Origin of the sequence: Uliginosibacterium sp. 31-12 (assembly GCF_030548425.1) — a bacterium.
Taxonomy (GTDB): Bacteria; Pseudomonadota; Gammaproteobacteria; order Burkholderiales; family Rhodocyclaceae; genus Uliginosibacterium; species Uliginosibacterium aquaticum.
The window spans coordinates 17,794-31,787 of sequence record NZ_JAUOOA010000013.1; the positions used below are offsets into that span (position 1 = coordinate 17,794).

At 61.1% G+C, this 13,994-nt stretch carries 15 protein-coding genes; 3 read left to right on the top strand and 12 right to left on the bottom strand.

The window, feature by feature from the left end; translation table 11 throughout:
* Window positions 1-14: 14 nt before the first annotated feature.
* The 8 genes from fabF to Q3Y64_RS18355 all read right to left on the bottom strand — a co-directional run bounded on the left by fabF (window position 15) and on the right by Q3Y64_RS18355 (window position 6,284).
* Entirely contained in the window at window positions 15-1,253 is a 1,239-nt protein-coding gene (gene fabF / locus Q3Y64_RS18320) for a beta-ketoacyl-ACP synthase II (protein ID WP_101944083.1), read from the bottom strand.
* Window positions 1,254-1,287: 34 nt separating this feature from the next.
* A complete protein-coding gene (gene acpP / locus Q3Y64_RS18325) occupies window positions 1,288-1,527 on the bottom strand; it encodes an acyl carrier protein (RefSeq protein ID WP_101944085.1) in 240 nt (79 codons plus the stop codon).
* Between the two features lie 107 nt (window positions 1,528-1,634).
* Entirely contained in the window at window positions 1,635-2,381 is a 747-nt protein-coding gene (fabG, locus tag Q3Y64_RS18330) for a 3-oxoacyl-ACP reductase FabG (protein ID WP_303564160.1), read from the bottom strand.
* Between the two features lie 18 nt (window positions 2,382-2,399).
* Window positions 2,400-3,344 (bottom strand): ACP S-malonyltransferase, encoded by a 945-nt coding sequence (gene fabD / locus Q3Y64_RS18335; protein WP_303564163.1) that lies wholly within the window; start codon window positions 3,342-3,344, stop codon window positions 2,400-2,402.
* 22 nt (window positions 3,345-3,366) lie between these two features.
* The gene (locus Q3Y64_RS18340) at window positions 3,367-4,332 is read right to left on the bottom strand and encodes a beta-ketoacyl-ACP synthase III (RefSeq protein ID WP_101944090.1); all 966 of its coding nucleotides are present in this window, start codon (window positions 4,330-4,332) and stop codon (window positions 3,367-3,369) included.
* On the bottom strand, window positions 4,329-5,372 hold the full coding sequence (gene plsX, locus Q3Y64_RS18345) for a phosphate acyltransferase PlsX (protein WP_101944092.1): 1,044 nt from the start codon (window positions 5,370-5,372) through the stop codon (window positions 4,329-4,331). Before plsX ends, Q3Y64_RS18340 begins: the two co-directional genes overlap by 4 nt.
* A 189-nt stretch (window positions 5,373-5,561) precedes the next feature.
* On the bottom strand, window positions 5,562-5,741 hold the full coding sequence (rpmF, locus tag Q3Y64_RS18350; RefSeq protein ID WP_101944093.1) for a 50S ribosomal protein L32: 180 nt from the start codon (window positions 5,739-5,741) through the stop codon (window positions 5,562-5,564).
* Between the two features lie 24 nt (window positions 5,742-5,765).
* Window positions 5,766-6,284 (bottom strand): DUF177 domain-containing protein, encoded by a 519-nt coding sequence (locus tag Q3Y64_RS18355; protein WP_101944095.1) that lies wholly within the window; start codon window positions 6,282-6,284, stop codon window positions 5,766-5,768.
* Window positions 6,285-6,355: 71 nt separating this feature from the next.
* Between Q3Y64_RS18355 and Q3Y64_RS18360 the strand changes: the two genes are divergently transcribed.
* Complete coding sequence (locus Q3Y64_RS18360) at window positions 6,356-6,940, top strand: nucleoside triphosphate pyrophosphatase (protein ID WP_303564169.1); 585 nt, start codon at window positions 6,356-6,358, stop codon at window positions 6,938-6,940.
* Entirely contained in the window at window positions 6,937-7,662 is a 726-nt protein-coding gene (locus Q3Y64_RS18365; RefSeq protein ID WP_303564170.1) for an SAM-dependent methyltransferase, read from the top strand. The genes Q3Y64_RS18360 and Q3Y64_RS18365 overlap by 4 nt, the downstream gene beginning before the upstream one ends.
* Here the strand turns inward: Q3Y64_RS18365 and Q3Y64_RS18370 are convergent, their stop codons facing one another.
* From Q3Y64_RS18370 to Q3Y64_RS18385, 4 genes are read right to left on the bottom strand one after another with little or no spacing between them, the layout of a single operon-like run.
* On the bottom strand, window positions 7,663-8,607 hold the full coding sequence (locus Q3Y64_RS18370) for a S49 family peptidase (RefSeq protein WP_101944099.1): 945 nt from the start codon (window positions 8,605-8,607) through the stop codon (window positions 7,663-7,665).
* Window positions 8,600-8,959: a Rieske 2Fe-2S domain-containing protein gene (locus tag Q3Y64_RS18375; protein WP_101944101.1), complete on the bottom strand. Its 360-nt coding sequence runs from the start codon at window positions 8,957-8,959 to the stop codon at window positions 8,600-8,602. The genes Q3Y64_RS18370 and Q3Y64_RS18375 overlap by 8 nt, the downstream gene beginning before the upstream one ends.
* Window positions 8,938-9,597: an HAD-IIIA family hydrolase gene (locus Q3Y64_RS18380; protein ID WP_101944102.1), complete on the bottom strand. Its 660-nt coding sequence runs from the start codon at window positions 9,595-9,597 to the stop codon at window positions 8,938-8,940. The genes Q3Y64_RS18375 and Q3Y64_RS18380 overlap by 22 nt, the downstream gene beginning before the upstream one ends.
* A gap of 3 nt (window positions 9,598-9,600) precedes the next feature.
* A complete protein-coding gene (locus tag Q3Y64_RS18385; protein WP_101944104.1) occupies window positions 9,601-10,587 on the bottom strand; it encodes an RluA family pseudouridine synthase in 987 nt (328 codons plus the stop codon).
* A gap of 502 nt (window positions 10,588-11,089) precedes the next feature.
* Between Q3Y64_RS18385 and Q3Y64_RS18390 the strand changes: the two genes are divergently transcribed.
* Window positions 11,090-13,849 (top strand): Rne/Rng family ribonuclease, encoded by a 2,760-nt coding sequence (locus Q3Y64_RS18390; protein WP_303564180.1) that lies wholly within the window; start codon window positions 11,090-11,092, stop codon window positions 13,847-13,849.
* Window positions 13,850-13,994: the final 145 nt, after the last annotated feature.

Sequence of the window (13,994 nt, forward strand, 5' to 3'; positions counted from 1 at the left end):
GCAACGGCAGATCATCAAATCTTGCGGAATACCAGCGTGCTGTTGGTGCCGCCAAAACCAAAGGAGTTCGACATGGCGACATCGATCGGCATAGGACGCGCCACGTTCGGCACATAGTCCAGATCACAAGCGGGATCCGGATCATTCAGATTGATCGTTGGCGGCGCAACCTGATTCTGGATCGCCAGCACCGAGAACACCGCCTCAATCCCCGCTGCAGCACCAAGCAGGTGGCCCGTCATGGACTTGGTCGAACTCATCGCAATCTTGCTGACATGAGCACCAAAGCAGCGTTTGGCAGCCATGGTTTCAGCGATATCGCCCAAGGGCGTAGAAGTACCGTGAGCATTCACGTAGTTAACTTCGTCGGCAGCAATCTTGGCATTGCGCAGGGCGTTAGCCATGCTGCGCGCAGCACCTTCGCCACCTTCAGCAGGCGCCGTGATGTGGTAAGCATCCGAGCTCATGCCGTAACCCGCCAGCTCAGCATAAATCTTTGCGCCACGCGCCTTGGCGTGTTCGTACTCTTCGAGCACCAGCACGCCAGCGCCCTCACCCAGCACGAAACCATCGCGGCCGGAGTCCCACGGACGGCTCGCCGTCTGCGGATCATCATTGCGCGTCGACAAGGCCTTGGCCGAGCAGAACCCCCCCATCCCCAGCAGGGATACAGTGGACTCCGCACCACCCGCGATCATGATGTCGGCATCGCCATACTCGATCAGGCGAGCGGCTTCACCCAGTGAGTGGTTGCCGGTGGCACAGGCACTCACAGTGGCAAAGTTCGGCCCCTGAAAACCGTAGTTGATCGACAACACGCCAGAAACCATGTTGATGATCGAACCCGGCACGAAAAACGGAGAAATCTTGCGTGCACCGCCTGCGGCGATCGCGTGCATGGTGTCTTCAATCAGCGGCAGACCGCCAATCCCGGAACCGATACACACACCGATGCGCTCCGCATTGGCAGGCTTCTCAGTGATACCGGCATCCTTGATGGCATCCATGGCCGCCGCCAGACCGTAGTGGATGAAAGTATCGAAACGGCGCGCTTCTTTCGGAGAAAGATAGTTCGCCACATCAAAACCCTTCACCTCACCAGCGATCTGGGTGGTCAGGCTGCTGGCATCGAACCGCGTAACGCGGTCAATGCCGGAGCGACCATTGATGATGCTGTCCCAAGCGGAAGCAACGGTATTGCCGACCGGCGAAATGATGCCGAGCCCAGTTACTACAACTCTGCGACGCGTCAAAGGTCACTCCTTACTGCAAATGTACGAAAAGCGATCAGGCCTTCAGGTGGGCGCTGACGTAGTCAATCGCTTGCTGAACGTTGGTAATCTTCTCGGCTTCTTCATCGGGAATTTCGCACTCGAATTCCTCTTCCAGCGCCATGACCAGCTCGACGGTGTCGAGAGAGTCAGCACCCAGATCGTCGACGAACGAAGAGTCGTTCTTGATGTCGGCTTCGTTAGCGCCCAGTTGCTCTGCAACGATCTTGCGCACGCGCTGCTCGATGTTTTCCATGAATGGCTCCTTCTTTTTCAAGCGGATAAGTAAGAAAAAACCCGAGCATTCTAACAGAATCCGGCCACAACTTCAGCCAACTCCGCCCTTCGGGTTCGTATGGCCTGTCAGGCCATGTACATCCCGCCGTTGACGTGGATTGTGGCCCCCGTCACATAGCTCGCGGCCGGCGAGGCCAGAAAGCTGACTACGGCAGAAATCTCTTCGGGCCGCCCAAGGCGGCCCACAGCGATCTGGGACTGCAGCATATCGCGCTGCGCATCCGGAAGATCGCGGGTCATATCGGTATCGATGAAGCCGGGCGCCACACAGTTCACGGTGATGCTGCGGCTACCCAGCTCACGCGCCAGCGCACGCGTCATGCCAGCCACGCCGGCCTTGGCGGCCGCGTAGTTAGCCTGCCCGGCATTACCGGAAGCGCCCACCACAGAGGTGATGTTGATGATACGTCCATTGCGTGCCTTCATCATGCCACGCATGACAAGGCGCGACATGCGGAACACCGCCTTGAGGTTGGTATCCATCACGGCATCCCACTCCTCGTCCTTCATGCGCATGGCAATGTTGTCGCGGGTGATGCCGGCGTTATTCACCAGCACAGCGATCGTGCCGAATTCTTTCTCAATTCCTGCCACTGCCGCCTCACAGGCAGCGGCATCCGTGACGTTCAGGGCAATCCCCTTACCCTTCACGCCAGCTTCCTGCAGCGCTGCATCGATCGCGGCTGCGCCATCAGCCGAGGTGGCCGTACCGATGACGGTTGCCCCAAGCTTACCCAGATCCAGCGCAATGGCACGACCAATGCCACGCGTAGCGCCGGTAACAAGTACAACCTGATCTGCGAGAGAGTTCATTCCTGAGTTCCCTTGATGTTATTGGTATTGCGGCAGCACGCGCACCAGCGCCTCTGCATCGGTCACAGCCTCAACCGCCAGTTCGCCGTTGATGCGCTTGACCAGCCCAGCCAGCACCTTGCCCGGGCCGAACTCCAGCACCGCCGAGATACCGCGCGGCGCCATGGCCTCCACGCTCTCAATCCAGCGCACCGGGCTATAGGCCTGACGCACCAGCGCGTCACGGATGGTTTCAGCCGAGGTTTCGACCTTCACATCCACGTTATTGAGCACTGCAATCTTCGGCTCGGACAGCGCCACACTCGCCAAACGTTCGGCCAGACGATCTGCAGCAGGCTTCATCAACGCGCTATGGAAAGGCGCGCTCACCGGCAAGGCCACAGCCCGCTTGGCGCCACGCGCCTTGCAGGCCTCCATGGCACGCTCCACCGCCCCGGCGTGGCCGGCAATCACGATCTGCACCGGCGAATTCAAATTCGCAGCCGACACCGATTCGCCCTGAGCGGCTTCTGCACAAGCTTCGGCAACCAGCTCAGGCGAAAGATTCAGGATGGCGGCCATGCCGCCCATGCCTGCAGGCACAGCGGCCTGCATCGCCTCAGCACGAAAGCGCACCAGCTTCACGGCATCGCGAAAATCCAGCACTTCGGCCGCCACCAGCGCGGCGTATTCGCCAAGACTGTGGCCAGCCACCAGCGCCGGGCGAGCGCCGCCGGCTTCCAGCCAGGCGCGCCACACGGCAATGCCAGCCGTCAGCATGACCGGCTGGGTATTCACGGTTTGCGACAGCACCTCTGCCGGGCCGTCCGCAACCATTTGCCAAAGATCCTGGCCCAGAGCCTCGGAGGCTTCGGCAAAGGTGTTGCGCACCACGGCCGACTCGGCAAAGGAGGCCATCATGCCCACCGACTGCGAGCCCTGCCCCGGAAAAACAACCGCCAGTTGATTCAGCGTCGTACTCATTCGACAACCTCGTGTTGAACAATCAGAAACGCAGCAGAACCGCGCCCCAGGTAAAGCCACCGCCAACGCCTTCGAGCAGCACCGTATGACCCGGCTGGATGCGGCCGTCACGCACGGCCACATCCAGCGCCAGCGGCACTGAAGCCGCTGAAGTATTGCCATGCTTATCCACCGTAACAACCACGCGCTCGGGCGGAATTCCAAGCTTCTTGGCCGTAGCTTGCATGATGCGGATATTGGCCTGATGCGGGATCAACCAGTCCAGCTTCTCCAGCGGCAGAGCAGCCTGCTCGGCCACCTCATGCGCGACCTCGGACAAGACCTTGACGGCATATTTGAAGACGGCCTGACCATCCATGCGAATGAAGGGGCTGCCCACAACCTGCCCACTCATCATCTGCGCATTCACAGACAGAATGCCGGTCTGCGAACCGTCAGCATGCATGGCCGAGGCAAGCAAGCCCGGTGTTTCATCAGCCACCAGCACCACCGCACCGGCGCCATCACCAAACAACACACACGTCGTACGGTCAGACCAATCCAGAATGCGCGAAAGCTTTTCAGCCCCCACCACCAGAACGCGACGATGCGAACCGGAGCGGATGAACTTGTCAGCCACGGTTAGCGCAAATACGAAACCACTGCACACCGCCTGCACATCAAAGGCAGCACAGCCAGAGGGAATGCCCAGTTCGTTCTGCAACAAGCAGGCTGTACTCGGAAAAACCATTTCCGGCGTGGTCGTAGCCACGATCACCAAATCAATGTCGGCCGGCTTGAGGCCCGCAGCATCCAGCGCTCGGCGGGCAGCCTCGGCAGCCATGCCGTGCGTCGTCACCCCCTCGCCAGCCAGATGGCGTGCACGGATACCGGTGCGATCACTGACCCACTCATCCGAGGTGTCGATACCGCGTGCCACCAGGTCATCATTGGTGACCGGTGCGCCCGGAACAAAGCCGCCGGTGCCGGCAATACGAGAAAAAGTCATGCTGCAGAACCCTCCTGCGTGGACTCCAGAGAGGCGGCAGTGTAACCGCTCATCCGCGCGGAGATGCGTTCAACCAACTGATTGCGCGCCGCTTCGGCCGCACGGCGTAGCGCCCATACATAAGCTGTCTGGTTGGCGGAGCCGTGACTTTTCACCACCACACCGCGCAGCCCGAGCAAGGCTGCGCCATTGAAACGACCCGGATCAAAACGCTTCTTGAAGCGCTTGAGCACCGGCATCGCAATCAGGGCCAGCAGCTTGGTCAGAAGGTTGCGCTTGAATTCCTGACTCAGGAAGTTGGTGATCATCCGCGCCACACCTTCCGAGGACTTCAGCGCCACATTGCCGACAAAACCATCACACACCACGACATCCGTGGTGCCTTTGAAAATGTCATCACCCTCCACGTTGCCGTAGAAGTTCAAATCGGAAGCGCGCAGCAACTCGGCAGCTTTCTTAACCACCTCATTACCCTTGATATCTTCCTCACCGATGTTGAGCAGACCAACAGTAGGACTAGGCTTGTGCTCCACCGCCTCCAGCAGCAACGATCCCATGATCGCAAACTGCAGCAGGTGATCGGCAGAACAGTCGACATTGGCCCCAAGATCCAGCATGTAGGTCTGGCCCTTCATCGACGGAATGATGGTGGCGATCGCCGGCCGGTCAATGCCTGGCAAGGTTTTCAGCACAAACCGCGAAATCGCCATCAGCGCTCCGGTATTTCCTGCAGAAACCGCAGCAGCGGCCTCGCCGGATTTCACCAGATTGATCGCCACACGCATCGATGAGTCCTTCTTGACACGCATCGCAACCGCTGGAGCCTCGTCCATTTCGACGACTTCGGAGGCTTCCTGCACCACGACACGCTCGCCGAATTCGGCCACAGCCTTGCGGAAAGCGTCATCAAACACAGCAGGCAAGCCAACCAGAATGACGCGCGCCTGCGCGTCCTCCCGCAGGAACTGGAAGGCGGCGGGCAAGGTCACGGACGGGCCGTGATCGCCGCCCATGCAATCAATCGCAAGGGTGATGGGCATCACAAAACGGAATCAACAGGCGAAACAAGGCAGCCGCCATCCAAATCAAATCGGAAAGCGAAACTGCCTTGCTGCAGGAACGCGAACAACCTGGAGGGTCGAACGCCACACGAATAGAGCACGCAAGTGCTGCGAGCCGCGCCGAGCATGCCGAGGCACGCGCGGCAGAAGACTCATGCGCAGAGCGAATTACTCGCCCTTAGCCTTGGCAACCTTCTTGCCGCGGTAGAAGCCGGACGGCGAGATGTGGTGACGCAGGTGAGCCTCACCGGTCGTCGGCTCCACGGCCAGGGCCGGGGCGGTCAGAAAATCGTGCGCACGATGCATGCCGCGCTTGGAAGGCGACTTCTTGTTCTGTTGAACGGCCATTTCTTGCTCCTTAAAGCTCTTAAATCAATCATCAGTTTTCGCGCCACCCGAAGCCCTGAAGCCCCTGAGCGCCGCAAACGGCGATGCGTCATCGCCATTTCCCTTTGCCACCGGCACACTGCAATCTTCATGCGTTGGCGCCAGCGGCAGGGCCAACAGCAACTCTTCCTCTACCGCAGCCAGCACATCGAAATCGCGCCAAGCATGCACCGGGTCGAAATCATCTTCTTCCAGCTCATCATCCGGCAGCGGCTCACCTCGCGGCACCAGCAAGAGACGGGTATCCACCTCTACCGTACAGCGCACGTCTCCAAGACAGCGCTGGCACTGCATGAGCAGCTCAGCACTGGCTTCAACTGCCATATAGGACTTGCCTTCAAGTCGATAACCTCGCAGCGCATAGCTGACAGGCTGAACTTCTTCCGTCTTTCTCAGCACATCCTGCACACGAGGCAGGTTGCGTGCATCCAACTCACCGCGAAGCGCGTCTTCGCGTCGAGCGAACTCGAATGGATCCGGAATGAGCTTTGGCTGGTGCGACATAAACCGTCAATGCTATTATTTTTGGCTGTTCCTGTCAAAGACTAATCCGGCCACGCAGACCGGCGCCACTCATGCATACCCCCCGCCTCATCCTGGCCTCCACCTCGGTCTACCGCCGCGAGTTGCTGGAGCGCCTCGGCCTTTCTTTTGAAACCACCCGCCCGGAAGTGGATGAAGCACCGCTCAATGGAGAAAGCCCGGTCGCCACCGCCGAGCGGCTTGCCGTAGAAAAGGCGCGCGCGGTCGCAGGGCGCTTTCCAGACGCACTGATCATAGGCTCAGACCAGGTCGCCCATCGCGGCAATGAGCGCTTCGACAAACCCGGCACAGCCGAGCGCGCCATCGCCCAATTGCGCAGCATGAGCGGCGACACCATCACCTTCCACACTGCCGTCTGTTTATTCAATAGCCGCACCGGCTATAGCCAGCTAGAGGGAGTGCCTGTCACAGCTCGCTTCCGCAAACTGACTGAAGCGGAAATTCGTCGCTACGTGGAGCGGGAGCAGCCACTGGACTGCGCCGGCAGCGCCAAGTCCGAAGGCCTGGGCATCAGCCTCCTCGACTACATGCGCGGCGATGACCCGACAGCCCTGATCGGTCTCCCACTGATTGCGCTTTCCCGCATGCTGCGCGCCGAAGGAATCCAGATCCCATGAGCCAGAGCAACACCCCCGGCCTGCTGCATCTGCTGCCAGTCGGACTGGGTCCAGGCGAATCCAGCAAGACCCACCCCCCTCACGTCCTCGCCACGCTGGATGTGCTCGATTATTTCATCGTCGAGCGCGCCAAGACTGCACGTTCCGAACTCAAGCGCCTGGGCTACAGCCGCGCCATCCAGAGCGCCGAGATCCATGAACTCCCCGAGCAGCTGGATACGCGCAGCATCGACACTTTGCTCGCGCCGATCCGCGCCGGACGCGACGGCGGCCTGATGTCAGAAGCCGGCTGCCCTGCCGTAGCCGACCCCGGGGCGCTGATCGTGCGCCGCGCCCACACGCTGGGTATTCGAGTGATCCCGCAAGTCGGCCCATCCTCGCTGCTGCTGGCACTGATGGCCTCCGGCCTCAATGGCCAGGGCTTCGCATTTCACGGCTATCTGCCACAAAAGCCGGACGAACGCCGCAACGCTATCCAGACACTGGAGCGCGAATCCGCAAAGCTCGCACGCACCCAGTTTTTCATCGAAACGCCCTACCGTAATCTCGCCATGTTCGCCAGCCTGCTCGAAACCTGCCGCGAAGACACCCTGATATGTGTAGCGCGCAGCCTGACCACTGCCAGCGAATGGGTCATGACGCGCCGAGTGGGTGACTGGAAGAAGAACGGGCCGCCTGATCTGGACCGGCAGCCCGTAGTTTTCCTGCTACTGGCGAGCTGATCAGCGCCAGCCGAAACGCTCCAGCGTACCCATAGCGCCGCCGGCGAGATCGGCACCGAAGCGTTTTGCGATGCGCTCGGCTACGTTTTCGCCGCGCGTGTAATCCTTGATCTTCTCGGCCTTGATTTCATCGCGCGCCACCGAATCGAGCGAGCCTAAGCCATCGGCCAGTCCAAGCTCGATACTTTTCGCGCCACTCCAGAACAAGCCCGAGAACATCTCCGGCGACTCTTTCAGACGCTTGCCACGCCCTGCGCGCACCACGTCGATGAACTGCTGATGCACCTCTGCCAGCATGCCCTTGGCAAACTCGACATGCTTCGGATTCTGCGGCGAAAAGGGATCAAGAAAAGCCTTGTTCTCACCCGCCGTAATGCTGCGCCGCTCGACCCCCAGCTTCTCCATCGTGCCGGTGAAACCGAAGCCATCCATGCGCACACCGATCGAACCAACGATGCTGGCCTTATCCACAAAGATCTTGTCCGCAGCCACAGCGATGTAATAACCGCCCGAGGCGCAGACATCCTCGACCACAGCATGCACCGGCTTATCCGGATGGAGCTTGCGCAGGCGATGAATCTCGTCATTGATAAGTCCAGCCTGCACCGGACTGCCGCCAGGGCTATTGATCAACAGCAGCACGCCCTTGGCCTGCTTGGCCTCAAAAGCCGCACGAAGAGCAGGCAAGACCGACTCAGCATCAACTTTCTCACCCGCAGCAATCGTACCCTCGATCCGCACCAGCGCCGTATGCTCGGCGCCATCCACCAAGCTTTCGCTGCTGTTACGCGCACCGATCAGCACCCAGATCAGGGTGCCGACATAAATGAACCCCAAAGCCCGGAAAAAGATGCTCCAGCGTCGCCGCCGACGGGCCTCACGCAGACTCTCGAACGCCAACTTCTCGATGACGTTACGCTCCCAACCCGGCTGCTGCTCACTCATCGCCCGCTCCATCCATAAGAAAGACCTGCCCATTCTCTTCGCGTACCCGCAGCGCCTGCAAGCTCCGGCCGACGCAGGGGCCGGCCACGCACAAGCCACTATCCGGCGCATACAGGGCGCCATGGGTGGCGCAAATCAGGTATTCACCCGAATCGTCCAGCATACGCCCCGGATTCCAGTCCAATTCCACCGGAATGTGGGCACAACTGTTTACATAGGCAAAAGTTTGGCCGCGCCAGCGCTGCACAAACGCAGGGAGCCGCACACCCTCCAGCTCCAACTCGAAACGCAGCGCATCACCCCCATCAGGCAAGTCCGCTGCCGCGCAGATCAACCGTGGCACGCCAGCCACTCACGCAGTTCGGCCATCGAATCCAGCAAGGCGCGCGGCGCCTCAGCCACAAGCTGATCGCGGGGATGAGCACCGTAGCTCATCGCCAGTGCGTGCGTGCCGGCATTCTTCGCCATCAGCAGATCGTGCGTGGTGTCACCAATCATCAGCACGCGATCCGCCTCCACCAGCAGCTCATCCATGAGCTCCAGCAACATACCCGGATGCGGTTTGGAAAAGCTCTCGTCAGCACAGCGCGTGGCATCAAAGAAGGCGCCCAGGCCACTACTCGCCAGCACCCGGCTGAGCCCACGACGCGCCTTGCCTGTTGCCACCGCCAGCTGATACCCCTCGCTACGCAGCCACTCGAGCAACTCGCGCGCACCGTCAAAAAGAACCAGATCATGATCACGCAACAGGAAGTGATGACGATAGCGCTCAGCTAGGCGCTGACACCCCTCGTCATCCAAGCCCGGCACCACCGCCTGCACGGCACCAAGCAGCGAGAGACCAATCACATGCGAAGCCTGCTCACGCGACGGGATAGGCAGCTCCAGATCGGCACACGCAGCCTGGATGGAATCGACAATGGTCGCAGTGGAGTCCATCAGCGTGCCATCCCAGTCAAACACGATCAGATCGAAATTGCGTTGCTTCATGCTTCAGCCGAAATCCTTATTCTGGGTTGCGTCAACATGACGCACAAACGCTGCCAGCTCGAGCGGCAGCGGGGCCTTCAATTCCAGCATCTCGCCGGACACCGGATGACGAAAACGCAGCAGTGCTGCATGCAGGAACATGCGCTCCAGCCCCTCGCATGCCAGCGCCTTGTTGAGCGGGAAGTCACCATATTTGTCATCGCCCAGCAGAGGAAAGCCGGCGTGTTGCAGATGCACCCGGATCTGGTGGGTGCGACCGGTCTTGAGCTCCACTTCGAGCAGACTGTATTTCTGCCAACGCTGCACGAGGCGCACGATGCTATGGGACGGCTTGCCGTCCTCACGCACCATCACGCGGCGCTCGCCATCAGCCGTCAAATATTTATACAAGGGGGCCTTGAGATGCTGCAGCGGATTCAGCCAGCGCCCGGACACCATCGTAAGGTAGCGCTTCTCCAGCTCACCGCTCCGCATACCATCCTGCACCGCATTGAGCGCCGTACGCTTCTTGCCCACGATCAGTAGGCCGGAGGTTTCACGATCCAGGCGGTGAGCCAGCTCAAGAAACTTTGCCTGAGGCCGCTGCTGGCGCAGAAGCTCGATCAGGCCGAAACTCAGGCCGCTGCCGCCATGCACGGCCAGCCCGGCCGGCTTGTCGATCACCAGCAGGGCATCGTCCTCAAACACCACTCGGAATTCATGTCGCGCCGCAGCAGCCAGTGGCGCCGGCGCTGCCCTTTCCGCTACCCGAATGGGCGGAATACGCACCTCATCGCCCACCTGCAGGCGATAGGTCTGACTGATTCGGCCGGCATTCACACGCACCTCGCCACTACGCAAAACCCGGTAGATATGGCTTCGGGGCACGCCCTTGCATTCGCGTAGAAGGAAATTGTCGATGCGCTGACCGGCATCCTCCTCTCCCACCGTCACCCTACGCACGGCCGGGTTACCGCTTGCTGCACCGCCGCTGTCTTTGCCTAAAGTCATGGGTTTCAGTTATATTGCTTTCGTTTTCGCGGGCTTTGCCCCGTGGGTCGTCCGTGTTGCACGGCTTGCCCGACCAGTCTGCTTCGCCCCTCCGGCTTGTTTGCAGCGCCCCAGGCTATAAATGCCTCGCGCGCTCCGGCCGATAGTGGTTGGCGCCGTTGAGTATTCCGGCGCGCAGATGCGGTCAGGTCGAGCTGAGCCGGCCACCCGCCCATCTGCGCGACAGGCGCCGCGAGGACATGATCGACCGAATAAAACGGTCGATGGTATCCCAAACCATTTGATTGATCGACCCATTTTGCGCGCGAACGCGAACCAGACTGGAACACTTTGAGCTCCGCACCAGCGACTCAGGGTGTCGTAAGGCAGACCCGATTCACTCCTTGCACAAGAACACATGAAGAGCAGTTTGTTGTTCCCTACAAGTTGAGTTAGCTGTTTCTTCCGCAAGGAAGAAACGATGGTTTGCCCTGCCCGCTTTAGCGCGCGGGAGAAGAAATAAATGAAGCGAATGCTTTTCAATGCAACGCAGGCCGAGGAACTCCGCGTTGCGATTGTTGATGGTCAGAAACTGATCGACCTCGACATCGAATCGGCCGCCAAGGAACAACGCAAGAGCAATATCTACAAAGGCGTGATCACCCGCATCGAGCCCAGTCTCGAAGCTGCCTTCGTCGATTATGGCGAAGAGCGTCACGGCTTTCTGCCGTTCAAGGAGGTGTCGCGCTCCTATTTCCGCGAAGGCGCGGACCGCAACGCATCCATCAAGGAAGCTCTGCGCGAAGGCCAGGAAATCATCATCCAGGTCGAGAAGGAAGAGCGTGGCAACAAGGGCGCAGCCCTGACCACCTACGTCTCGCTGGCCGGCCGCTACTTGGTGCTGATGCCCAACAACCCGCGTGGCGGTGGCGTTTCGCGCCGCGTCGAGGGTGACGAGCGCGCCGAACTGCGCGAAGTCATGGACGCACTCGAGGTACCCGGCGGTATGAGCCTAATCGCCCGTACCGCCGCCATCGGTCGCAACGCCGAAGAGCTGCAGTGGGATCTGAATTACCTGCTGCAACTATGGAGCGCCATCGACGGCGCCGTGAAGGACATGGACGGAGCCGGCCTGATCTATCAGGAAGGCAGCCTCGTGATCCGCGCGATTCGCGATTACTTCCAGCCGGACATCGGCGAGATCCTGATCGATACCGACGAGATCTATGAGCAGGCCCGCGCCTTCATGGGCACGGTCATGCCGTCCAACGTCAATCGCGTCAAGCGTTATCACGACGACGTGCCGCTGTTCTCGCGCTTCCAGATCGAACACCAGATCGAATCGGCCTACGGCCGTCAGGTCAACCTGCCCTCGGGCGGCGCCATCGTGATCGACCACACCGAAGCCCTTGTGTCGGTCGACGTGAACTCGGGCCGCGCCACGCGCGGCTCGGACATCGAAGACACGGCACTGCGCACCAATCTTGAAGCTGCCGACGAAGTAGCCCGTCAGTTGCGCCTGCGCGACCTCGGCGGCCTGATCGTGATCGACTTCATCGACATGGAAAACCCGCGCAACCAGCGCGAGGTCGAGAACCGCCTACGCGACGCGCTGCGCTTCGACCGTGCCCGCGTGCAGACCGGCAAGATCAGCCGTTTCGGCCTGCTCGAGCTGTCGCGTCAGCGCCTGCGCCCGGCCCTGGCCGAGACCAGCTACATCACCTGCCCGCGCTGCACCGGCACCGGCCACATCCGCTCGACCGAATCGGCTGCGCTGCACATCCTGCGCATCCTCGAAGAAGAGTCGATGAAGGAAAATACCGGCGCCCTGCATACCCAGGTTCCGGTCGATGTCGCCACCTTCCTGCTCAATGAGAAGCGCGTCGACATCGCCAAGATCGAGCTGCGCCACAAGGTAAACCTGCTGATCATCCCGAATCGTCACCTGGAAACGCCAGCCCACGAAATCGTGCGCCTGCGCCACGACCAGCTGAATCAGGAAGATAGCCACCTGCCCAGCTACAAGATGGCCTCCATGCCCGCGGACGCCACCTACACGCCGCCTTCGGCCAACACCGAAGGCAAGCCGCAGCGCCAGGAAGCCGCCATCAAGGGCATCACCCCTGATCAGCCCGCTCCAGTCAGCAGCGAACCGCGTCCGGCCGCCACCAAAGTCGCAGAGAAGACCGAAGGCAAGGGATTCTTCCGCCGAATTCTTGACTGGCTCAACGGCGATGCCGAAGTGCCGGCTGCACCCGCACCCGCACCCAAGGGCCGTAACGAGCGCCGTGGCGACAGCCGCCGCCGTGACGAAACCCGCGGCGAACGCAACAGTGAGCGCAAACCGCGTGGCGAAGGTGCCCAGGCGGCGCGCGGCAAGAGCCGTGACGAGCAGCAAGGCGAACGCAAGGAAGGCCAACGCAGCCGGAATGAGCCGCGTGGCGAGCGTCAGGACAAGGAACGCAATCGCAACGAACGTGGCGAGCGTACCGAGCGTCAGGACAAGGAGCGCAGCGAAGCCGTGCCGAAGCAGCCCCGTGAAGCCGGCGAACAGCGCGGCGAGCGCAATGAGCCGCGTCGCGAGCGCAGCCAGGAGCGCCGCGAGCGCCAGCAACAGCAGCGTGAGGCGGCCCAGAGCGTCAACACCGAAACTGTGGTTGCCGCAGCTGCCGTCAGCGCGGAAGCGACTGCGATTGAATCGGCAGCTCCGGAAGCCCAGTCTACCGAGCAACGCGAAGGCCGCAACCGTCGCAACCGTCGTGGCCGTGGCCGTGGTGAGCGCCGCAACGACAGCGAAGTAGCCGAAGTTCAGGTTGAAGGCAACGAGCAACAAGTTCAAACCGAAGAAGTGCTCACCGCTCCGATCGCCAGCCAAGTAGTAGTCGCAGAAGTTGCTGCCGAAGTGGTGGCTGCGCCTGCCGCCCCGGTCGTGATCGAAGCGCCTGCCCTGGCAGCCGAGCCGCAGCCTACTACCATCGCTATCGCCGAACCCGCTCCGGCCGCAACGCCTGCTGCCATCGCTGTGGAAAAGCCCCAACCAGAGCCGGTCATCGAAGTGCCCGTCACCCCGGTTACCGCGCCCGTCCGGCCAGCAGCTCCGCAAATCGACTTGAAGGCCCTGCTGGCTGCAGAAGCCGCCGAGCTGCAGATGGTGGAAACCGCAGCCGACAGCCCCCGCCCTGCCCCAGTGCAGGAGGAGCAGCCGGTCGTGGCACCGCGCCGTCGCAAGCCACGCCAAGTAGCCGCTGACGAACCCCTGCAACAGGTCGAAACCCGGGACTAAACCGGTCGCTCAATCTGCTTCAGGAACTGAAGAGGCCCCCGGAAACGGGGGCCTCTTCACATTCAGCTGCGTCCAAATCGCCGCCTCCTGGCCCAAGAGGCCCATATACCTGCAAGGCGCCCGAACGGCCCGCGGTCCGTGGCAT

Excerpts from the sequence above, each read along its gene's own strand:
- Q3Y64_RS18390 (WP_303564180.1), top strand. The coding sequence starts at position 11,090 with ATGAAGCGAATGCTTTTCAATGCAACGCAGGCCGAGGAACTCCGCGTT.
- Q3Y64_RS18380 (WP_101944102.1), bottom strand. The coding sequence starts at position 9,597 with ATGAAGCAACGCAATTTCGATCTGATCGTGTTTGACTGGGATGGCACG.
- Q3Y64_RS18340 (WP_101944090.1), bottom strand. The coding sequence starts at position 4,332 with ATGACTTTTTCTCGTATTGCCGGCACCGGCGGCTTTGTTCCGGGCGCA.
- Q3Y64_RS18370 (WP_101944099.1), bottom strand. The coding sequence starts at position 8,607 with ATGAGTGAGCAGCAGCCGGGTTGGGAGCGTAACGTCATCGAGAAGTTG.
- acpP (WP_101944085.1), bottom strand. The coding sequence starts at position 1,527 with ATGGAAAACATCGAGCAGCGCGTGCGCAAGATCGTTGCAGAGCAACTG.
- Q3Y64_RS18360 (WP_303564169.1), top strand. The coding sequence starts at position 6,356 with ATGCATACCCCCCGCCTCATCCTGGCCTCCACCTCGGTCTACCGCCGC.
- fabD (WP_303564163.1), bottom strand. The coding sequence starts at position 3,344 with ATGAGTACGACGCTGAATCAACTGGCGGTTGTTTTTCCGGGGCAGGGC.
- fabG (WP_303564160.1), bottom strand. The coding sequence starts at position 2,381 with ATGAACTCTCTCGCAGATCAGGTTGTACTTGTTACCGGCGCTACGCGT.
- rpmF (WP_101944093.1), bottom strand. The coding sequence starts at position 5,741 with ATGGCCGTTCAACAGAACAAGAAGTCGCCTTCCAAGCGCGGCATGCAT.
- plsX (WP_101944092.1), bottom strand. The coding sequence starts at position 5,372 with ATGCCCATCACCCTTGCGATTGATTGCATGGGCGGCGATCACGGCCCG.
- Q3Y64_RS18355 (WP_101944095.1), bottom strand. The coding sequence starts at position 6,284 with ATGTCGCACCAGCCAAAGCTCATTCCGGATCCATTCGAGTTCGCTCGA.
- Q3Y64_RS18385 (WP_101944104.1), bottom strand. The coding sequence starts at position 10,587 with ATGACTTTAGGCAAAGACAGCGGCGGTGCAGCAAGCGGTAACCCGGCC.
- Q3Y64_RS18365 (WP_303564170.1), top strand. The coding sequence starts at position 6,937 with ATGAGCCAGAGCAACACCCCCGGCCTGCTGCATCTGCTGCCAGTCGGA.